The organism is Paenibacillus sp. AR247 (assembly GCF_002968895.1).
In the GTDB taxonomy this organism is placed as follows: Bacteria; Bacillota; Bacilli; order Paenibacillales; family Paenibacillaceae; genus Paenibacillus_AQ; species Paenibacillus_AQ favisporus.
Genome location: NZ_PCZT01000006.1, coordinates 236,398 through 256,312 on the forward strand (window position 1 = coordinate 236,398; position 19,915 = coordinate 256,312).

A 19,915-nucleotide genomic window follows, 5' to 3' on the forward strand; every position below is an offset into this window, starting at 1 on the left:
ACGAAGGACGAAGAAGGCGAATGGAACGCGAAGGATCCGATTACGCGCCTCGGAAAGTACCTGGAGAAGAAAGGCCTGTGGTCGGAAGAAGACACGGCCCGCGTGAAAGAGGAAGCCAAAGCGAAAGTAAACGAAGAGATCAAAAAAGCGGAACAGACTCAAAAAATGACCGTTCCCGGCCTGATCGACAGCATGTTCGAACAAACACCGAAACATTTGGAAGAACAAAAGGCCGATTTCCAATAAATCGTTTGATCCGTTTTGCGTAGTTTAACGAATGTTTAAGGAGGAAATGAAGCAATGGCACAAATGAATATGAAGGAAGCAATCCGCGATGCGCTGCGCGTGGAACTCAAGCGTGACCCGAACGTGATTGTGTTTGGTGAGGACGTAGGTAATGTCGGCGGCGTATTCCGTGCGACGGAAGGGCTGCAAAAAGAATTCGGAGAGGAACGCGTCTTTGACACGCCTCTGGCTGAATCCGCGATCGGCGGCCTGGCTGTAGGCCTCGGGATCCAAGGCTTCCGTCCGGTAGCCGAAATCCAGTTTGTCGGCTTTATCTTTGAAGCGCTCGACCAAATGTTTGTACAGGCGGCCCGCATGCGTTTCCGTTCCGGCGGACGCTACAACGCGCCGATCGTATTCCGCACACCGTTTGGCGGCGGGGTTAAAGCAGCTGAACTTCACACCGATTCCCTGGAAGGTTTGGCCGTTCAAACACCGGGTATTAAAGTGGTAGTGCCGTCGAACCCTTACGACGCCAAAGGCCTGATGATTGCGGCGATCCGTGACAACGATCCGGTGTTCTTCATGGAGCACTTGAACCTGTACCACGCGTTCCGCGCCGAAGTTCCTGAAGAGGATTACGTCGTTGAGCTGGGTAAGGCTAACGTGGTCCGCGAAGGTTCCGACGTGACGATCATCGCCTACGGCATGATGGTTCATACCGCTACGAAAGCAGCGGAAGAGCTTGAGAAAACGAAAGGCATCAAAGCCGAAATCATCGACCTGCGTACGCTGAATCCTTTGGATATCGATACGATCGTTGCATCGATCAAGAAAACAAACCGTGCCATCGTCGTACAGGAAGCTCAAAAAACTTCCGGCGTTGCGGCTGAGGTCATTGCTCAAATCAACGAAAAAGCGATTCTTCACCTGGAAGCTCCAGTACTGCGCGTAACTGGACCTGACACGGTATATCCTTTTGCCCAAATCGAAGATACATGGCTTCCTACACCGGCTCGAATCATCGCTGCAGTCAACAAAGTCATGGAATTCTAAGAATCGCAGTCATTCAATAGGGAGGTAGTAACGTGGCAAAATTTGAATATCGGTTCCCCGAACTGGGAGAGGGCTTGCATGAAGGCGAAATTATCAAAATGCATATCAAGCCCGGCGATAAAGTAACAGACGACGACATCATTATGGAAGTGCAGAACGACAAGGCGGTTGTAGAAGTGCCTTGTCCGGTTAACGGCACAGTACAGGAAGTATTCACGAAGGACGGACAGGTGTGCCGTGTTGGCGAAGTAGTCGCCATTATCGATGCGGAAGGCGAAGTGCCTGAGCAGGAAGCTCCTGCCGGCGATCACGGCGCCCAAGAAGCAGACGCAGCAAAAGGCAGTGCGGATACAACATCTTCCCCTGCGGCAAGCAGCCCTGCTGATGCCAAAGAAGGCGGCGCTGACCAAGCTCCGGCTCCTGCAGCTCCGAACAAAGAAGTGCTGGCTACGCCAAGCGTGCGCAAGTTTGCGCGTGAGCAAGGCGTTGACATCACGCAAGTGAGCGGAACAGGCAACAACGGTAAAGTGACTAAAGAGGACGTCGAAGCCTTCAAGAATGGCGGCGGTCAAGCAGCAGCGCCTGCAGCAGCTAAGGCTGAAGAGAAGGCAGCTGCACCTGCAGCGGCAGCAGCAGCTGCGGATCCACGTGCTGAAGAAGAGCGCGTACCGTTCAAAGGAATCCGTAAAGCGATCGCTAACGCCATGGTGAAATCGGCGTATACAGCTCCGCACGTTACGATCATGGACGAAGTGGACGTAACCGAGCTGGTGGCATTCCGTACCCGCATGAAACCGATCGCCGAGAAGAAAGGCACGAAGGTCACTTATCTGCCGTTCATCGTCAAAGCGCTTGTGGCGGCCAGCCGGCAATTCCCTGCTTTGAACGCGACGATCGACGAAGAAAACAACGAAATCGTCTACAAGAAGTACTACAACATCGGTATCGCAACCGATACAGATAACGGTCTGATCGTACCGGTCATCAAAGATGCCGACCGTAAGAGCATCTGGATGATCGCTGACGCGATCCGCGACCTCGCGGCACGCGGCCGTGACGGCAAACTGGCTCCGGCAGAAATGAAAGGCAGCACGATCTCCATCACCAATATCGGTTCCGCCGGCGGCATGTTCTTTACTCCGATCATCAACTTCCCAGAAGTGGCGATCCTGGGTACCGGACGCATTACCGAAAAACCTGTCGTGAAGAACGGCGAAATCGTGGCAGCTCCAGTTATGGCCCTGTCCCTGAGCTTTGACCACCGCATCATCGATGGTGCTACAGCCCAAAACTTTATGAACTATATTAAATCACTGCTCAGCAACCCTGAGCTGCTGGTTATGGAGGTGTAAGATATGGTAGTAGGTGACGCTTCTCTCGATATCGATACATTAGTGATTGGTGCTGGTCCCGGCGGTTACGTGGCAGCCATCCGTGCTGCACAGCTAGGACAAAAGGTTCTGATTGTGGATAAATCCGAAGTGGGCGGCGTGTGCTTGAACCGCGGATGTATCCCTTCCAAAGCCCTGATTGCGGCGGCTCATCAATATGAGTCTGCCGTTCACGGCGAATCTTTCGGCGTAACTGCTGAAAATGTGAAAGTGGACTTTGGCAAAACCCAGGAATTCAAAAACGGCGTTGTGAAAAAGCTGACCGGCGGCGTTGCCGGCCTGCTCAAAGGCAACAAGGTTGAAATTTTCAACGGCGAGTGCATGTTCATCAACGAAAACGAGGCGCGCGTGTTCAACGAACACGAGTCCCCTCGCTACCGTTTCAAAAACTGCATCATCGCTACAGGCTCCCGTCCGATCGAGCTCAAAGCGTTCCCGTTCGGCGGCCGTATCCTGTCTTCGACAGAAGCGCTGAGCCTGCCTGAAATTCCGAAGAGCATGGTTGTCATCGGCGGTGGATACATCGGTGCCGAGCTTGGCCAAATGTACTCCAAATTCGGAACAAAAGTAACAATCATTGAAGGACTGGATTCCATCCTGAACGGATTCGATCCGGACATGACGAAGCTCGTTGTGAAGAGCATGACCAAAACCGGCGTGGAAATCATCACTAACGCCAAAGCGGAAAGTGCAACTCAAACCGACAGCGAAGTTACGGTGAAATACTCCGTGAACGGCGAAACGAAAGAACCACATCGCCGGGTGGAAGCTTCCAACCTGATCGCTGAGCTGGGCCTCGCTATCGAAATGGGCGCCACGCTTGAAGATATCGCTTTGACGATCCATGCGCATCCAACGCTGGGCGAAATCGTTATGGAAACTGCCGAGCTTGCGCTGGGCAATCCGATTCACGTGATCGCACCAGCCGTTAAGTTATCATCATATATAGAAGTAACTCAAGGAAAGAGCCGCCTCATGCGGCTCTTCTTTTTTTGTTATTGAAGGGACTTCGTCATTTCAGGCGTTAGCGCCAAAGGTGCCGGATCCATTAACGGCTGAAATAACCAGCCTAGAAGGGGCTGTTTTGCAATCCACCCATATGATAATAAGAGGGGATATGTTGTTTTTCTAATTATTGGGATGATTTGGGTGATGATGCTGACCGGTTGAGGATTTTGCTACAATGGAAAGAGCAGAACGTTTCATTCTAGGGAAGGTGGGGGATGTTATGGGAACGATGACCTCATTTCTGGAAAGAGGACTGATGGACGAAGATTTTCCGATTCGTGTGGTTCAGACAGAAGAAACGTTTCTTTTTGCGCCGCATTGGCATGAAGAAGTCGAAATTGTATATGTGGCCGAAAGCGGGGCGCGCATCGAACTGAACCATCACTTATGTGAGCTGAAGAAAGGGGAGATTTTGATGATCAAGCCGGGTGAAGTCCATTCTTTTCTGCCCGGCACCGGCAAGCTGCTGATTATCGTATTTCGCATGCATTTTTTAACAGGAACGAACCCATGCGGCCCGGATGAGCAAAGCTTAAAGTCGCTCGTTTCGCATAATACCGTCATTCCGGCACATCAAGTGCAGAAGGCAAATTTGGCGCTGATGATGAAAGCGATTGCTGAAGAAGAATCGGGCAGGCAGCCCGGCTATAAATGGTCCATGAAAGCAAGGCTGTACGACCTGATCGTTCGCTTGATCCGGCTCGAGCCGGGGCAAATGGAGGATGATTGTCCAGGGGGCGCTTGCTCCGAGAGCAAGAAATTCGCCTTTATTGAGGCGGTGTGCGAGTACCTGGAAAGGCACTACGACCAGCCGCTGAAGCTGGATGACATTGCCGACCATACGAACTTTAACAAATTTTATTTATGCAAGCTGTTTAAGGAAGCCCGCGGCATGACGGTTATGGATTACTTGAATCAATACCGGATTGCACAGGCTAAATGGGAGCTGCTTGGCGGCTCTGAATCGATTCTGCAGATCGCTGTGCGGAACGGATTTAACAATCTGAACTCGTTTAACCGCATTTTTAAAAAGTACAATGGCTGCACGCCTTCCGAATTTCGCAAGCGAAGCGGCAGGACTGCGCAATAAATGAACAATCCAGGCCAATATCCGATGAGCCCGGCCGGCAAAAATCCCATAAAATGATAACAAACTTAGATGTAAGCGTTTCCTTTTTAATCGTGGATGAGGGGGGACTAGTTGTTATCCTGGGATTGACCAACATCAAGCGAAAAGCAAAGGACGGGTGCTCATGAGAAGAAATCATTGGGGATATACCTTTATGCTGAGTCTGCTGGGCTTGTCCATCCTGCTGGCCGGGTGTACGGTCTCGGGTAAAGGAACGGGCTCAAGCCAGGAAATAACCGTATGGAGCTTTACCGATGAGGCGAATTACGCCATTGACAAGTTTGAGAAGAAGTACCCCGGGGTCAAGGTGAACTTCGTCAACATCCCCGGCACCTTTTACATCACCAAGCTGAAATCCGCCTTGCAGACGGCTTCCAAGGCACCGGACGTGTTCATGCTCGAAAACGGGAACATCCGTGAGCTGATCGACGTTCCCTACCTGGAGAACCTGTCTGCGGCTCCGTACGATGCAAACAAGCTCATTCCTGAGCAGTATCCCTTCGTGCAAGCCAACGAAAAGGACTCTGAAGGGAACGTCAAAGCGCTGGGTTACCAGGCGACACCTGGAGGCATTTATTACCGCCGGGACTTGGCTAAACAATATTTGGGCACAGACGATCCGGAAGAAGTCAGCAAGCAGATTGACTCTTGGGACAAAATTTTCGACATCGGCGAAAGGGTTGCCAAAGAAAGCGGGGGCAAAGTGCACGCCCTGGCGAATTGGAACGCCATTTCCGTGTCATACGAAGGCATTCCATGGGTCAAGGACAACAAGCTTGTCATCAACGACGCTTACCTGAAGGTGCTCGATATGGTGAGGGAAGCGCGGCAGCGGCATGTGCTGGCCGAATTTGACGACGGGAGCGCCGGATATGCCGCTTCCATGCAAAAGGGCGAGGTGATGTTCTATCCGGGAGCGAGCTGGGCGCTGCAGTACACGTTCAAGGCGAATGCACCGGATACGTCGGGAAAATGGGGACTTGCGCACGGCCCGGCCTCATTCAGCTCTGGGGGAACGTATATCGCCATGTACAGCAAAAGCAAAAACAAGGATCTGGCGTGGAAATTTATCCACTTCTACAATTTCGACCACGAGTTTTTGACCGAGCTGGCCCATGACCAAGACTACTTTACGAGCAATCGGGTCGTGGACGACCAGCTGGCTCCGACGCTGACTTCCGCTTACCTGGGGAACCAGAAGCACTTCGAGTTCTTTTCCGAGGAAGCGAAAAACGTGCCGAGCTATCAGCGGACGCCTTTTGATACGGTGATCAACAATGACATTTACAAAAACGTGCTGCAGCTGTACCTGAACAACAAGATGAAGACGAAAGAAGAAGCCATCCAAAGAATTAAACGGGACGTCAAGCTCAGGTACCCCGAGCTGGAGGTGGATTGACGCTTAGCGGTTGATTATTCGGCTGCGACAACGTTGGAACAACCTATACCAGGAGGTGCGTCCATGTTTGCCAAATCGATACGGAAGGACCATTACGGTTATTTTTTCATTGCACCGTTCTTTATCATCTTTCTGCTGTTCGGATTGTATCCGATTCTATACTCGCTGTATATCAGCTTTACGAACTGGGACGGGATCCGGACGCCGGAATTCGTGGGGCTGGGTAACTACGTTGCGGTATTCCACGACCCGATATTTTACAAAACCTTTCTCAACACGCTGTTTATTTGGGGTGTGTCCGTCATCCCTCAGCTGACCGTCTCGCTTGTACTTGCCTTTATTTTAAACGAGAAGTTCGTCAAGGGAAGAAACATATTCCGTGCCGTCTACTTCTTCCCGCATATCGTCACCGCCGCTTCGCTGGGGCTGCTGGTAAGCCTGATCTTCGACTGGCAGTCGGGCGGGCTGAACCACTTTCTCGTCGAGAGCGGCATCATCCACGATCCGATCAACTGGAAGAACAACGCCTGGTTCATGCGGCTGATCGTGTCCTCGATTTTGTTCTTTCAATACTTCGGCTACTCCATGATCATTTATTTAGCCGGACTGCAGGGAATCGATCCTTCGCTGACCGAGGCCGCCCAAATCGACGGGGCCACGAAAAAACACATTTTCCTGCACATCACGGTTCCGATGCTGAAACCGATCATTTTGTTCCAGGTCATCACCTCGATCATCGGCGGGATGCAGATCTTCGATCAACCCTTTACCCTCACCAATGGCACGGGAGCGCCGGACCGCGCATCCATGACCAGCATCATGTACCTGTACAACGTCGCGTTTCAGAGCACACGGTTTGGCTACGGAGCCGCCATCGCGTTTTGCCTGTTCATCATTATCATTCTGTTCTCCGTCCTGTCGTTTGTGCTGACGAACCGGAAGAAGGCTTGAGGAAGGAGTCGATAACATGGAAGCGATTAGACCGATCCGGCGGGAACTTCCGTATGCCGCCAAGCCCAAACGCCGCCTGTCCGCCGGCATGGTGCTGCTGTATATTTTTCTGATCGGGTTTGCCATCATCTGTATCATCCCGTTTTATCTCATGCTGATCTACTCCAGCCACAGCAATGCCGACATCGCCTCATCGTTCATTTTTCTGCCGGGGAAGGATCTGTGGGCGAATTACAGCAACATGGCCGCAAAAATCAATATTTGGCGGGGATTCATGAACAGCTTTTTCATTGCTGGGTCCACGACGGTGCTGTCCCTGTACATCGGGGCGCTGACGGCCTACGGCTTCGCCAAATTCCGGTTTAAAGGCAACAAGCAGCTGTTCTTTGCCCTGCTGGCTACAATGATGGTGCCCGGGCAGCTGGCCTTGATCGGGGTATACCGGCTGTTCAGCACATTCGGCCTGCTCGACAGCTACGCGGCTATCATTCTGCCGGCGGCGGCGAACGCCTTTAACGTCTTTTTCATCAAGCAGTTTATCGACGGAAGCATTCCGGACGAGATCATCGAATCGTCGCGGGTCGACGGTGCGGGTGAGTTTCGGACGTTCAACCAGATCATCCTGCCGATTCTGGGTCCTGCGGTTTCCGCACTCGGCATCTTTACGTTCATCGGTTCCTGGAACAACTTCCTCGGTCCGCTCGTCCTATTCTTCTCGCAGAGCAAATACCCGCTGCCGGTTCTGGTCGCGCTCGTGCAGGGTTATTACGGGATGGACTACGGCCTGTTGTACCTGGGTGTGGCGATTTCCATCGTGCCGATCATCATCGTGTTTGCGGTCTTTTCCAAGCAGATCATCGGGAGCGTGGCGATTGGAGCCGTTAAAGGGTAACGCTGCGTCTGTCATATGAAAAATCTCGAGATGATGTAACGGTAACAAGGCTTTGGCATGGGACGGTTCTTGGGGGAAGACCCTGGGAACCGTTTTTTTGTAGTTAGTTCCGGTATGCGGCAAGCGGACGGATTCTGGTCACTGGGGATGGACTTTTTTAGGTGTTTATCAACCATGCCCCCACATGGTAAACTAGAATATACACAATCAACAGATATATAGACATTCGGCATTGAGAGGAAGGATACAAAGTGCGAAACTATTTGGAGCTGCTGCAGGACATACTGGAACACGGTACCCCCAAGGAGGACCGGACCGGAACCGGCACGATTTCCGTCTTCGGACGACAGCTGCGGTTCGATCTGTCCCAGGGTTTCCCGCTCGTGACGACGAAGCGCATCCATTTGAAATCGGTCGTCCATGAGCTGCTGTGGTTTTTGAGCGGCGATACAAATATCCGGTACCTGAAAGAAAACGGCGTTTCCATATGGGACGAGTGGGCTGACGAGAACGGGGATTTGGGACCGGTGTACGGCTCTCAGTGGCGGGAACTGGGAGGCACCGGACGGCACCCATATTGACCAGATTGCGAATGTGATCGAATCGATCAAGCGGAATCCGGATTCCCGCAGACATATCGTGAGCGCATGGAACGTGGCGGAGATTGAGAACATGAAGCTTCCTCCTTGCCATTTCGTATTCCAATTCTATGTGGCCGGGGGCAAATTGTCCTGCATGCTGACGATGCGTTCGGTCGACACGTTCCTCGGACTGCCGTTTAATATTGCCAGCTACGCGCTGCTAACGCACATGGTAGCCCAGCAATGTGGGCTCGAAGTCGGCGAATTCATTTGGTCCGGCGGCGATGTGCATATTTATTCAAACCATTTGGAACAGGTCAAAACCCAGCTGGAGCGTGAGCCATTCGAGCTGCCTCAGCTTGTGATCAAACGGAAGCCCGAATCGATTTTCGACTATAAGTTCGAGGACTTCGAGTTCGTGAATTATCAGCATCATCCAGGCATTAAGGCGCCGGTCGCCATCTAGCCGGCTTTCATTTTATGTTGAAGGGAGCTTTTTGACCATGACATTGACGTTTATCTGGGCCATGGGCTCAAACGGAGTAATAGGGCGGGACAACAAGCTTCCTTGGCGGCTTCCGCGGGATATGGCTTTTTTCAAGGAAAAGACGATGGGCAAAACGGTCCTCATGGGCCGCAAAACGTGGGAATCCTTCGGCGGTAAACCGCTGCCTGGACGCGACAACGTCGTCCTGACCCGCGATCCGGATTACGAGGCACAGGGAGCCCAGATCATTCATACGATAGAAGAAGCGGTTGAGCTCGGCAAGAATAAAGAGATCATGGTGATCGGAGGAGCGGAGATTTACTATAAGCTGCTTCCGGTAGCGGACTGCCTGATCGTCACCCGGATCGACGAGACGTTTGAAGGCGACACCTATTTCCCTGAAGTAGACTTCGGAGACTGGATTCTGCAAGAAGAGATCGAAGGGATCACGGATGCGAAAAACCCGTATTCCTACCGTTTCTGCACCTATATCCGCAAAAGTTAACCGAAATTCATGTTATCATGACATGTGATCTCGATGTGAAATAGTACAAATAATTATGCGGATAATCCATTTAATATTCAAAGTTTCAAATGATACTATAATTGAAATATCTATGTAGAATGAACTTGAGCATATCATGCTCTAACACGAAAGCTGCGCCGTGGTCAGGGGATAATACATGCACAGGCTCGGGTTCAATCTATCTACGTGTCGTTAATGTGATAGATAGGAAGTAATTTTCAACAAGATAGAAAAGAACGGATGGGGGAAAATGCGTCATGTCAACACCAACAGGCTTTATGGAGTACAGCCGCCAGCTTCCGGCGGATCGCGATCCTGCAGAGCGGATTAAGGATTGGGAAGAGTTCCATAAACATATGTCCGAAGAAGAACTGCGCACCCAGGGCGCACGCTGTATGGATTGCGGAACACCTTACTGTCATACGGGAATCGATATGGCTGGAGGCACCTCGGGCTGCCCGGTCAACAATCTGATTCCGGAATGGAACAACCTCATCTACCGCGGCTTGTGGAGAGAAGCGCTGGAGCGCCTGCATAAAACGAACAACTTTCCGGAGTTTACCGGCCGGATTTGTCCTGCTCCATGCGAAGGCTCTTGTACCGTCGGCCTGATCGGCCAGCCGGTAACGATCAAGACGATCGAGCAGGCTATTATTGATAAAGGATTTGAAGAAGGATGGGTTGTGCCGAACCCACCGGAGAAACGTACAGGCAAACGCGTGGCGGTCGTGGGCTCGGGCCCGGCAGGACTGGCCGCGGCGGCACAGCTGAACAAAGCGGGCCACAGCGTGACGGTGTACGAGCGTGCGGACCGCATCGGCGGCCTGCTGATGTACGGCATCCCGTCGATGAAGCTCGACAAATCCGTTGTTCAGCGCCGTGTGGATCTGCTTGCAGCGGAAGGCATCCAGTTTATTACGAATACCGAAATAGGCAAGGACATTCCTGCACAGCAGCTCGTTGACGACTATGATGCCGTCGTGTTGTGCGGCGGAGCCACCAAACCGCGCGAATTCAACATTGAAGGCAGCGATCTGAACGGGGTCCATTATGCCATGACGTACTTGAACGGTACGATCAAGAGCTTTCTGGACTCGGGTCTTGCCGACGGGAACTACATTTCCGCAGAAGGGAAAGACGTCATCGTGATCGGCGGCGGCGACACCGGTTCGGACTGCGTCGCAACAGCACTCCGTCATGGCTGTGCAAGCGTAACGCAGTTTGGTACGCATGAGAAGGCGCCACTGGAGCGCGATCCGATCAACAACCCTTGGCCGCAGTTCCCGAACGTATACACGCTGGATTACGCCCAGGAAGAGGCGAAAGCGGTCTTCGGCAGCGATCCGCGCGAATTTTCCATCATGACCACTAAATTTGTGGGTGATGACGAAGGAAACCTCCAAGAGCTGCACACCGTTCAAATTCAGCGGATGGTGGACGAAACCGGGCGTAAAATCTACCAGCCGATTCCGGGAACGGAGCGGGTATTCAAAGCGCAAATGGCGCTGATCGCCATCGGATTCGACGGACCGGAGCAGACAATTACCGAACAGCTCGGCCTTGAAACGGACCGCCGCTCGAACGTAAAAGCGCGGAAGGGTAAATACAACACAAACGTGGACAAAGTTTTCGCAGCCGGCGACATGCGCCGCGGCCAAAGCTTGGTCGTATGGGCCATTAACGAAGGCCGCGAAGCTGCCCGTGAAGTGGACAAATATTTGATGGGCTCGACAGTGCTGGTATAAGATCGTCGGCTCATGACCCGGGTATGATAGGACAGCGGCTCCGCATTGTTGGCGGGGCTGTTGTTTTTACTGTATCAGGTCAAATACCGATGTAAGGAGGCAGAAATCGATGGGACAAATAACGGCTTATCTGGAAGAAGATCATGATTATTTGGTAGAGTTGTGGTACCGGGCGGTTCGTGAGACGCATGCTTTTTTAACCGAGGCAGATATCGCGTTTTACCGCCAGATTGTAGACGAGCAGGCGCTGAAGCACGTGGAGGTGTGGGTGGAAAAGGATGACAGCGGCGTCCCCTTGGGCTTCATCGGGCTGGACGGCAGTATGGTGGAAATGCTGTTCGTCGATCCCGACCGGCATGGACAAGGCATCGGCACCCGTTTACTCCGGTATGCGGAGCAGCTGAAGGGAAGCCGGCTGCGGGTCGACGTCAACGAGCAGAACGACGGGGCATACGCATTTTATCAGCGGTATGGATTTGTACGGACGGGACGGTCCGAACTGGACGGCTCCGGACGGCCGTTCCCGCTCCTGCATTTGGAGCTGAAACGGTAAACGGGCAGGCTATCAACCTGCCTCTTTAAAAACATCATGCTCTCCCAAGGTCTGAGATTATCAAAGGGAGAGCTGCTGATACATAGTTAAGTTAAAAAATGCATCCGAAGCGAGGGCTCCCTTTTCATGGAGCTTCGCCGGGTGCTTTTTCCGCTTTGGCTTTTTGGAAATAATCAAACCACAAGCCTTTAATATATTCTACCGGATCGATCAGTCCTTCTTCGATGCACAGCTCGACCAGCAAGTGAACCCCGAAGAACTGCCGCCGGTTTCGGTCATGGATACTCGATAACGCCTCCAGCGTCACCTTCTTCGCTTTTTCAACGCTGTGCTGCTCGACGCCATGCACAATTTCTTTCATGTTTTCCAGCACATAAACCGTCTTCCTTAATGTGCGGATCAGCAAAATTTGCCGGACATGCATGGGGGTAAACAGCCTGTACCCGTTTTCGGGATCCCGTTCCGGCTGGATCAGCCCTTCTTTTTCCCAATGCCGGATCGCCGAGGGCTGCACATCCGTAAGCTCAGCTGCTTCGCCGATCGTCATGCGGCCCTTCAAACGTTTGCCCGAGACAAGCGGCAGTTCGGGATCCTGGAGTAAAGCCAGGGTCTGTTCGGCAACCGTTTTTTCATGCTGCAGACGAGCCTGCTCCTGATTGACGAGCCAGAAGGCTCCGTCCATGTTACGCTGTTGAATCAAGCGAAGCACTTCAGAGGTAGTCCCGACGCCGAATCCTGAGAACATAGCCCGCAGGCAGCGGAAATAAGCCAGGTGCAGTTGGGTGTACAGGCGGTAGCCGTTATCCGACCGCTCCGGCTCGGGGACTACCCCCCAAGATTCATAGTGGCGCAGGGCGCTTGTGCTGATATACAATTCCCTGGCGATTTCGATCGGCTTATAATAACGCATTTCCCTTTCCCCCTTATGCGCTTGGATTATCTTCACTCCCCCAAGGATAACATGACGGCAAACACTGCACAAAAAGCTTTAAGTGACATGATAATGTTCCGTTGCAGGGTTACTGTGAATTCAAATGAAAATTTAAGCCAGCCTTCCCATTTGCATGAGTGTTATAAAATTTGGGTGTAAGTTGAATTTCAAGCGCTAGGTAGGAGGTAGAACATGAAACAAGAAGCAGCCGTTGATGTGCGCGGGCTAAGGAAAGCTTACGGCAAGGAGGATGTTCTGAAGGGATTGGACCTGCGGGTTGAGCAAGGAACCGTGTACGGCGTACTCGGCCCCAACGGGGCAGGCAAGACGACGCTGATCGGCATTTTGTCCACGCTGCTCGCACCGGATTCCGGTTCGGTCCGGATCTTTGGACTCGACGTCGTGAGGGAAGCCGATGCCGTGCGCCGAAGGATCGGGCTCACTGGGCAATTCGCCGCGGTGGACGAGGGGATGAGCGGCCGCGATAATCTGGTCCTCTTCGGCAGGCTGGCGGGTTATTCCGCCAAAACGGCCAAAGTCCGGGCCGAACAGCTGTTGGATGCATTTGGCCTGACCGATGCGGCCGGGCGTTCGGCCGGTAAGTATTCCGGGGGCATGCGGAGGAGGCTGGATATTGCGGCGGCGATGCTCGTCGCCCCGAACCTTCNGTTTTTTGGACGAACCGACGACCGGGTCTGGATCCGCGGAGCCGCAGCGAAGTGTGGGATATCGTGCGAGCCCTGGTGGATCATGGCACAACTGTGATGCTGACAACCCAGTATCTGGAGGAAGCGGACCAGCTTGCGGACCGCGTGGCAGTGATCGGCGAGGGCGCCGTCATCGCCGAAGGGACGCCCGCCGAACTAAAAGCTTCGATCGGTTCAGGCTCGATTCAAATCCGGCTGGCCGATCCGAAGCAGCGGGGGGAAGCCGAGCAGGTCCTGCGGCGTGTACTTCAAACAGAAGCCAGGCTTCATACGAACCCCGCCGAACTGTCGGCTCAAGTCTCCGATCCGCGGCAGGCTGCGCTGGCGCTGACAGAACTCAGTGAGGCAGGTATTTATACGCACCAATATTCGCTTGGAGAGCCTAGTCTTGACGAGGTTTTTCTCACGCTGACCGGCAGGAGCGCTCAAGCAGAAACTCTGAAGGAGGAGAACCGATGAGCGAACCACAGTCCAACATGGTGGCCGCCCTGAACTTGAGGGAGCGTCCGCCGCGGCCGAGCGCGCCGCAGGCGGTAATTACCTTTATTTGGCGCTCATGGCGGAAAACGAGCGGCAACGCGGCTTATTTAGCGATCGATTCGATCATTTTCCCGGCGGTCTTTCTGCTGATCTTTACGTATTTGTTCGGCGGGGCCATCTCAGGATCAACGGGAAATTACCTGCAGTATCTGCTGCCGGGCATGATGGTCTATACCGTCACCACCATGACGGTGTACATCGGCATCAATCTCAAAACAGATATCGAACGCGGTGTCTTCAACCGATTCCGAACGCTGCCGTTCTGGCAGCCCGCTGCGATCATCGGCACGATGGCCATCAACCTCATTTCCTTCGCCGTGGGGCTCATTACGACGTTAGGGCTCGGAATGCTGCTCGGATTCCGTCCGGAAGCGGGATGGTCTGGAGTGCTGCTGTCAATGCTGCTCGTGATGCTCTATGCTTTCAGTTTCAGCTGGATTTTTGCCTGCCTGGGACTGACCGTACGGAAAACCGAATCGCTCACGACGATGTCCTATCTCGTGCTGTATCCGCTCATGTTTACGAGCAACGTGTTTGCCGATACGTCCACCATGCCGGATTGGCTGGGTCCGGTCGTTGCTTACAACCCCGTCAGCCTGGCTTCCACATCCGCCCGGGCATTGATGCACGGTACGGCGGGTACGGCTGCCCTGACCACCACGCTGATAAGCTTGGGATGTATTATTGCCGTGTTTATGCCGCTTGCGTTTCGGCTGTACCACAATAAAAGCAAGTGACCGAAACCAAAGAAAACATCGTCAGGGACTGGCAACGCTTTGGTTGTAACCCTCCCCGATCCATGGAGCGGGAGGCCCCGCCGCCAAGAGATGACTCTCCGAAGCTTTCCCGCTTGCATTGAAAAACGGGCCTCTCGTATGCTATCATAATCTAGAGTCAATTCTATCAGAACGTGGAAGTTATCCATGAATAAACCGGCCGGGAGCAGCTATTCTCGGCCTTTTTCCATGCGGGGAGCGAATGATTGTTGAAAACTCTAGTCATAGCAGAAAAACCGGATATGGGGCGCAACATTGCCGCGGTCATTGAGCCGAGGGCGAAGAATGCCCGCTCCTATCTGGAGGGGGAGCAGTATATCATTACCTGGGCCATCGGACATCTCGTCGGTTTGGCAGAGCCGGATGCCTATGATGACCGGTACAAGAAATGGAACTTTCGTGATCTGCCGATCATGCCCGACCAATTCAAAATCGTGCCGCATTATAAAACGAAAGATCAGCTGAAAACTATCGGGGAGCTGGCAAAACGCTGCGACCGGATCGTTAATGCCTGCGATGCGGGACGGGAGGGGCAGTACATCTTTGCGCTGATTCAGCAGCAGCTGAAGCTGAAGCAGCCCGTCCGGCGGCTATGGATTTCGGACCTGACCGCAGAGAGCATCGCCCAGGGCTTCAGGGAGCTGCGGGCCGCCGAGGAATTCGAAAATTTGACGCAGGCCGCCAGGGCCCGCAGCGAGGCCGACTGGCTTATCGGCATGAACGCGACCCGAGCGTTTACGACCAAGCATAACACCCTGCTGTCCGTCGGGCGGGTTCAGACGCCCGTGCTGGCGCTCATTTATGACCGGCAGAAGGAAATCGAGTCGTTTGAATCGCTGACGTATTACGAGGTTAAGGCTCATTTTCGCCAAGAGGCGCTGGAGTACACGGGAACGTGGCAGGGAGACCGGCTGACCTCCAAGGAGAAGGCCGAGGCGATTGCCGCCAGGGTCAAAGGGAAGGAAGGCAAAATCGCCAAATACGAAGTCAAAGATACGAAGGAGTTTCCTTTTAAGCTGTATGACCTTACGCTGCTGCAGCGGGACGCAAACGCCAAGTTCGGCTTCTCCGCCAAGAAGACGCTGGACATCGCGCAGGCATTGTATGAACGGCATAAGGTGATTTCATATCCGCGGACCAGCTCGAATTACGTCAATGAGCAAAATATTGAAGGGATGCATAAGGCGCTGCATATGCTGAAATCCACTTCATATAAGGAACAGGCTGAAGGGGCCAACGCATCCCTGGTACACAAGAACAACAAGGCGATCTGCAATCCGGAGAAGGTCGAGGATCACCATGCCATCCTGCCGACGCTTAAGCGGCCCGGCCAGCTTGGCAAGGAGGAGCAGCAGCTGTACGACCTGATCATTCTGCGGTTTTTGTCCCAGTTCTATCCGCCCGCCTTGTACAAGCAGCATACGGTGCTGACCGAGGTGGAGGGGGACCTGTTTAAAACGAACGTGAAGGAGCTGCTGTCGCTGGGATGGAAGGTGCTGATGCCGAGCACCGATAAGAGCGGGAAGAAAACGAAATCCGCAAAGCAGGAGGAAGAGGAAGAAAATCTGGAGTGGAATGACCGGTCTTTCGATCTGGATCCCGAGAAGCCGGTGAAATGCGGCAAGAGCGAAGCCAAAGAGAAAGCTACGCAGCCGCCAAAGAGCTATACGGAGGGAACTCTGCTGAAGGCGATGGAAAGCGCTGGCCGGACGATTGAAAACGACGAGCTGCGGGACGCGATGAAGGATAGCGGTCTCGGCACGCCGGCCACCCGGGCGGCGACGATCGAACGGCTGAAGAATGTCGGGTATATCGCTATGCAGGGCAAGAAGATTACGATTACCCAGAAAGGCCGGACGGCGGTCGAGCTCATACGCCAGGCAGGCGTCGAGCTGCTGACTTCTCCCGAGATGACCGGGCAGTGGGAGCGGCGCCTTTATCAAATATCCAAGGGCGAGGCGGCTTCCGCCAAATTTATGGACAATGTCCGCAAATTTACGGTCTCCATTATCGAAAAGGTTGGCGTCCAGCAGGCGGCACCATCTTCGCTCTTCGGTACAGAACAGGAACAGGGCCGAGGCAAATCGCGTTCAAGGTCGGCAACAGGGAGGGGCAAGCGGGGGGGCAGGATCCGCTTCGCGAACGGCCCGTACGGAAACCGCCGCTGCTGCCGCAGCCTCCGCACCGCCGGGGGAACGGTTGACACATGGTCCATGTCCGCGGCCGGGCTGCCACGGCCAGATTATCGAAGGCAAAAAGGGTTACGGCTGTACCGCGTTCAAAGACGGCTGCGGCTTTGTGATCTGGAAGGAGTTCTCCGGCAAAAAAATCAGCGCCAACATGCTGGAATCGCTGCTGGCTTCCGGCCGTACGCAGCTGCTGTCCTTCAGCGGAACCGGGGAACCGTATAAAGCGCGGATCGTGCTGCAGGATCGAAGTTCCGGTAAGCTGAGCATCGAGCGTTCGACTTAAATCAAACCAAAAAGAACGGACCCTGGCGGGCCCGCTCTTTTTTTGCCTTTTTTTATAGAGGCGGCACATTCACTGTCTCAAGGCGTTCGCGGAAGTTACGATGCTCTTGCTGTGGATAACCTCAGGAACTTCCTCGATGCTTGTGACCGTGTAAAGGGAGCTGTCCGGCTTCTTCTGCAGCTCCACCATGTTATAAATCCATTCGTTCTGCTGTTTGATATAGATGCTGTGGATTCCTGCCGATATTGCCGGCATAACATCGGTGCGCAGGGAGTTGCCGATCATCCAGGTGGAAGGGCGGTAGAAGCCGCCCTGCTTCAGGATGTTCTCCAGCGTCGCTTCGTTTTTGTGCTGCGTAATGTAGATCCGGTCGTCAAAGTATTGGCTCAGCTTCATCTGGTCAATCTTCCGCTGTTGTATCGCCGTTTCCCCGCCGGTATACAGATACAGGTGATGTCCCTGTGATTTCAGCGACTCCAGCGTCTCTACCATGCCCGGATAGGGCTCCACTTCCTGCTCGTACACGCTCAAGCCGAGCTCCATCAGCTGTTTTTCTTCGTCAGGCTGGACAGGGCGGTTAAACTTGCGGCTGAAGAAGCGGTACGTTTCGATCAGCGATTTAGGGAAGATGCCGCTGCTGAAGCCGGCTTGGCTGACTGCGGCGACATCGATTTCGATTTGCTTGCTGCGGATCTCTTCTGTCTTAATCTGGTGGGGCTCAAACCATTTTTGTACCCATTCAAAAAACTCCCCGAGGACGATACCGAAATATTTGTTGCAGTGGATCAGCGTGTCATCCAGATCGAACAGAATATGCTGTTCTGGTGCTTTCAATTTAGGTCACTCCTTAAAGACGGATGTAGGACTCCAGAAACATCTGAAGTTCCGCCGCTCCGTCCGGACGAATGCTGAATTTCTCGGTGTTGTAGGAACCCAAATGGATGCGCAGCAGACCGGCTACCCTGAGGATCATCAAATGGTGCTTAAGCAGCTCCTGGGTCTGGTTCAAATCCCGCATCATATCGTCCAGGGAACGCGGCTTCTCCGCCGCATACCGCAGCAGGCGCAGCCGCTTCGGATCAGCCAGCGCATGCGTCATGCGCAGCAGGCAGGTCGGCGGCTCATCCTCCTGTTCTTCAGGTACGTCGACAGGATACTGGATCAGCATCATTTTCCGGTAAAAGCAGTAGGCGTTGATCGGGCGGTTGTGCACGGTCGGGAATAACACGATGGTCTCCAGCCCGGGAACGTCTTCAACCACCAGCCCGCCGGAAGCATACTCCACCAGGCTTTGGGGATCCATCTTGGTCAGCAGCATGCGCTTCTCCTCCGCATCCTCTTCGATCAGCGGGATAATGGCGGGTTCCTCATGCTTGAAATAATGCTCATACCATAACTCGAGCAGCGGTGTATATGAATCACGAATTCGTTCAGCTTCCTTTACAGTTAAAGAAGGCAGGTAGGGGGAGGCGGCTTGGTACAGCACCTCTGCCGGCGTTTCATGCAGGCAATCCAAAAAGGCGCGGACGGTATCGCCGTTTGCGCGGTGAATCGCCCAGGCATACAGCACGTCGTAATCGTCGAATGGCCAAGCTGCGGCCGGGCCTAAGGCGGACGTCACTTCAAGTGGAAGCTTGCCGCTCACTTCACCGATCCATTCGGGCCCGATGTCGAGGTTGCGAATCCATTTCTTCGAAATGTACACCATAAAGCTGCTGAGCAGCTCGTAAATCGGTGAAACGTCAACCTTTACTTCATAGTTCATGAAACCAATAACCTCCTATGAAATCTGTGCGCTCATTCCATTATGGCTTGTTGATAGCAGGGTTGTCCACTATAATGTTCAGGGAGTTTGAACGGATTTGCACTCAAGGAGGATATTTTCATTGTCAACACAGAACGACAGCAATCGCGGATTATCTATTCATTACCTCATTCTGATCACCGTGATCGTTGCGGCAGGGCTCAGTCAGGGGCTGCTGCTGCCGGTCCTGTCCATATTTTTGGAGCAAATGGGCGTATCGTCTTCCGTCAACGGATTAAACGCAGCCGCCCTGTACGTCGGATCATTCGCCATGACGCTTGTCGCTGAGCGGACGCTGGGCGCGCTTGGCTTTAAGAAGCTGGTGAGCGCCGGCCTCGTGCTCGTGCTCGTCTCCGTCATATTGTTTCCGCTTGTGCCGAGCGTGAAAGTGTGGTTTGTCTTAAGGCTGCTCGTCGGCATCGGAGACAGTGCCGTTCATTATGCTGCCCAATTATGGGTGCTGATGGTCACGCCGGCCGAATACCGGGGCCGAAACCTTTCGCTGTACGGCATGTCGTATGGCCGGGGCCGAAACCTTTCGCTGTACGGCATGTCGTATGGCCTTGGATTCAGCTTCGGGCCGCTGGGTATCCAGCTCCTGAGGTATGGAAATGCAGTGCCCTTCATCGTGCTGGCGCTGCTGATGCTGCTCGTGCTTGTGCTGGTCTGGGCGAAGCTGCCCGATTTCCGCCCGGAGCGGACGGAAGGGGAGGCGCAGCCTCCGCGGCGCTTCCGCCGAAGC

17 protein-coding genes and 3 pseudogenes are annotated in these 19,915 nt (G+C 53.6%); 17 read left to right on the forward strand and 3 right to left on the reverse strand.

Annotation, left to right across the window (positions count from 1 at the left end):
* The 12 genes and pseudogenes from CPT76_RS06045 to CPT76_RS06100 form a co-directional block, all read left to right on the forward strand.
* A partial coding sequence (locus CPT76_RS06045; protein ID WP_258168129.1) for a thiamine pyrophosphate-dependent enzyme occupies window positions 1-246 on the forward strand: 246 nt, incomplete at its 5' end.
* Between the two features lie 54 nt (window positions 247-300).
* Window positions 301-1,281: an alpha-ketoacid dehydrogenase subunit beta gene (locus CPT76_RS06050; RefSeq protein WP_105442251.1), complete on the forward strand. Its 981-nt coding sequence runs from the start codon at window positions 301-303 to the stop codon at window positions 1,279-1,281.
* Between the two features lie 32 nt (window positions 1,282-1,313).
* Complete coding sequence (locus CPT76_RS06055) at window positions 1,314-2,633, forward strand: dihydrolipoamide acetyltransferase family protein (RefSeq protein ID WP_105442252.1); 1,320 nt, start codon at window positions 1,314-1,316, stop codon at window positions 2,631-2,633.
* Window positions 2,634-2,636: 3 nt separating this feature from the next.
* Window positions 2,637-3,596: pseudogene (locus tag CPT76_RS06060) on the forward strand (FAD-dependent oxidoreductase); the annotation flags it as partial.
* A 259-nt stretch (window positions 3,597-3,855) separates the two neighbouring features.
* Entirely contained in the window at window positions 3,856-4,770 is a 915-nt protein-coding gene (locus CPT76_RS06065; protein ID WP_105442254.1) for an AraC family transcriptional regulator, read from the forward strand.
* 163 nt (window positions 4,771-4,933) lie between these two features.
* The gene (locus tag CPT76_RS06070) at window positions 4,934-6,208 is read left to right on the forward strand and encodes an ABC transporter substrate-binding protein (RefSeq protein WP_258168130.1); all 1,275 of its coding nucleotides are present in this window, start codon (window positions 4,934-4,936) and stop codon (window positions 6,206-6,208) included.
* Between the two features lie 63 nt (window positions 6,209-6,271).
* Window positions 6,272-7,159 carry a carbohydrate ABC transporter permease gene (locus CPT76_RS06075; protein WP_105442255.1) on the forward strand — a complete coding sequence of 296 codons (888 nt, stop codon included), beginning with the start codon at window positions 6,272-6,274 and terminating at the stop codon, window positions 7,157-7,159.
* 16 nt (window positions 7,160-7,175) lie between these two features.
* Complete coding sequence (locus tag CPT76_RS06080) at window positions 7,176-8,051, forward strand: carbohydrate ABC transporter permease (RefSeq protein ID WP_084203934.1); 876 nt, start codon at window positions 7,176-7,178, stop codon at window positions 8,049-8,051.
* Between the two features lie 251 nt (window positions 8,052-8,302).
* Window positions 8,303-9,098: pseudogene (gene thyA, locus CPT76_RS06085) on the forward strand (thymidylate synthase).
* A gap of 37 nt (window positions 9,099-9,135) precedes the next feature.
* A complete protein-coding gene (locus CPT76_RS06090; RefSeq protein WP_105442256.1) occupies window positions 9,136-9,624 on the forward strand; it encodes a dihydrofolate reductase in 489 nt (162 codons plus the stop codon).
* 278 nt (window positions 9,625-9,902) lie between these two features.
* Window positions 9,903-11,390 carry a glutamate synthase subunit beta gene (locus CPT76_RS06095; RefSeq protein ID WP_076171352.1) on the forward strand — a complete coding sequence of 496 codons (1,488 nt, stop codon included), beginning with the start codon at window positions 9,903-9,905 and terminating at the stop codon, window positions 11,388-11,390.
* Between the two features lie 109 nt (window positions 11,391-11,499).
* Window positions 11,500-11,943: a GNAT family N-acetyltransferase gene (locus tag CPT76_RS06100; RefSeq protein ID WP_105442257.1), complete on the forward strand. Its 444-nt coding sequence runs from the start codon at window positions 11,500-11,502 to the stop codon at window positions 11,941-11,943.
* 124 nt (window positions 11,944-12,067) lie between these two features.
* On the opposite strand, the gene CPT76_RS06105 is transcribed toward CPT76_RS06100, so the two are convergent.
* On the reverse strand, window positions 12,068-12,853 hold the full coding sequence (locus CPT76_RS06105) for a TioE family transcriptional regulator (protein ID WP_105442258.1): 786 nt from the start codon (window positions 12,851-12,853) through the stop codon (window positions 12,068-12,070).
* Between the two features lie 213 nt (window positions 12,854-13,066).
* On the opposite strand from CPT76_RS06105, the gene CPT76_RS41235 reads away from it, so the two are divergent.
* From CPT76_RS41235 to CPT76_RS06120, 4 genes and pseudogenes are all read left to right on the forward strand, one after another.
* A complete protein-coding gene (locus tag CPT76_RS41235) occupies window positions 13,067-13,639 on the forward strand; it encodes an ABC transporter ATP-binding protein (RefSeq protein WP_308737526.1) in 573 nt (190 codons plus the stop codon).
* A complete protein-coding gene (locus CPT76_RS41240) occupies window positions 13,639-14,040 on the forward strand; it encodes an ATP-binding protein DrrA1-3 family domain-containing protein (RefSeq protein WP_308737536.1) in 402 nt (133 codons plus the stop codon). Before CPT76_RS41235 ends, CPT76_RS41240 begins: the two co-directional genes overlap by 1 nt.
* The gene (locus CPT76_RS06115) at window positions 14,037-14,858 is read left to right on the forward strand and encodes an ABC transporter permease (protein WP_105442259.1); all 822 of its coding nucleotides are present in this window, start codon (window positions 14,037-14,039) and stop codon (window positions 14,856-14,858) included. The genes CPT76_RS41240 and CPT76_RS06115 overlap by 4 nt, the downstream gene beginning before the upstream one ends.
* A gap of 248 nt (window positions 14,859-15,106) precedes the next feature.
* Window positions 15,107-17,369, forward strand: a pseudogene (locus tag CPT76_RS06120) (type IA DNA topoisomerase).
* Between the two features lie 69 nt (window positions 17,370-17,438).
* On the opposite strand, the gene CPT76_RS06125 reads toward CPT76_RS06120, so the two are convergent.
* Together CPT76_RS06125 and CPT76_RS06130 are read right to left on the reverse strand one after the other, a co-directional pair.
* Window positions 17,439-18,203 (reverse strand): HAD family hydrolase, encoded by a 765-nt coding sequence (locus CPT76_RS06125; RefSeq protein WP_105442260.1) that lies wholly within the window; start codon window positions 18,201-18,203, stop codon window positions 17,439-17,441.
* Window positions 18,204-18,216: 13 nt separating this feature from the next.
* The gene (locus CPT76_RS06130) at window positions 18,217-19,134 is read right to left on the reverse strand and encodes an ArsR/SmtB family transcription factor (protein WP_105442261.1); all 918 of its coding nucleotides are present in this window, start codon (window positions 19,132-19,134) and stop codon (window positions 18,217-18,219) included.
* A gap of 121 nt (window positions 19,135-19,255) precedes the next feature.
* On the opposite strand from CPT76_RS06130, the gene CPT76_RS06135 reads away from it, so the two are divergent.
* The coding region (locus CPT76_RS06135) for an MFS transporter (protein ID WP_181152706.1) at window positions 19,256-19,915 on the forward strand (660 nt) is incomplete at its 3' end.

Bases quoted from the DNA above. Each gene is read 5' to 3' on its own strand.
- CPT76_RS06050 (WP_105442251.1), top strand. From the start codon at position 301: ATGGCACAAATGAATATGAAGGAAGCAATCCGCGATGCGCTGCGCGTG.
- CPT76_RS06090 (WP_105442256.1), top strand. From the start codon at position 9,136: ATGACATTGACGTTTATCTGGGCCATGGGCTCAAACGGAGTAATAGGG.
- CPT76_RS06115 (WP_105442259.1), top strand. From the start codon at position 14,037: ATGAGCGAACCACAGTCCAACATGGTGGCCGCCCTGAACTTGAGGGAG.
- CPT76_RS06065 (WP_105442254.1), top strand. From the start codon at position 3,856: ATGGAAAGAGCAGAACGTTTCATTCTAGGGAAGGTGGGGGATGTTATG.
- CPT76_RS06095 (WP_076171352.1), top strand. From the start codon at position 9,903: ATGTCAACACCAACAGGCTTTATGGAGTACAGCCGCCAGCTTCCGGCG.
- CPT76_RS41240 (WP_308737536.1), top strand. From the start codon at position 13,639: ATGCTGACAACCCAGTATCTGGAGGAAGCGGACCAGCTTGCGGACCGC.
- CPT76_RS06075 (WP_105442255.1), top strand. From the start codon at position 6,272: ATGTTTGCCAAATCGATACGGAAGGACCATTACGGTTATTTTTTCATT.
- CPT76_RS06070 (WP_258168130.1), top strand. From the start codon at position 4,934: ATGAGAAGAAATCATTGGGGATATACCTTTATGCTGAGTCTGCTGGGC.
- CPT76_RS06130 (WP_105442261.1), bottom strand. From the start codon at position 19,134: ATGAACTATGAAGTAAAGGTTGACGTTTCACCGATTTACGAGCTGCTC.
- CPT76_RS06080 (WP_084203934.1), top strand. From the start codon at position 7,176: ATGGAAGCGATTAGACCGATCCGGCGGGAACTTCCGTATGCCGCCAAG.
- CPT76_RS06100 (WP_105442257.1), top strand. From the start codon at position 11,500: ATGGGACAAATAACGGCTTATCTGGAAGAAGATCATGATTATTTGGTA.
- CPT76_RS06105 (WP_105442258.1), bottom strand. From the start codon at position 12,853: ATGCGTTATTATAAGCCGATCGAAATCGCCAGGGAATTGTATATCAGC.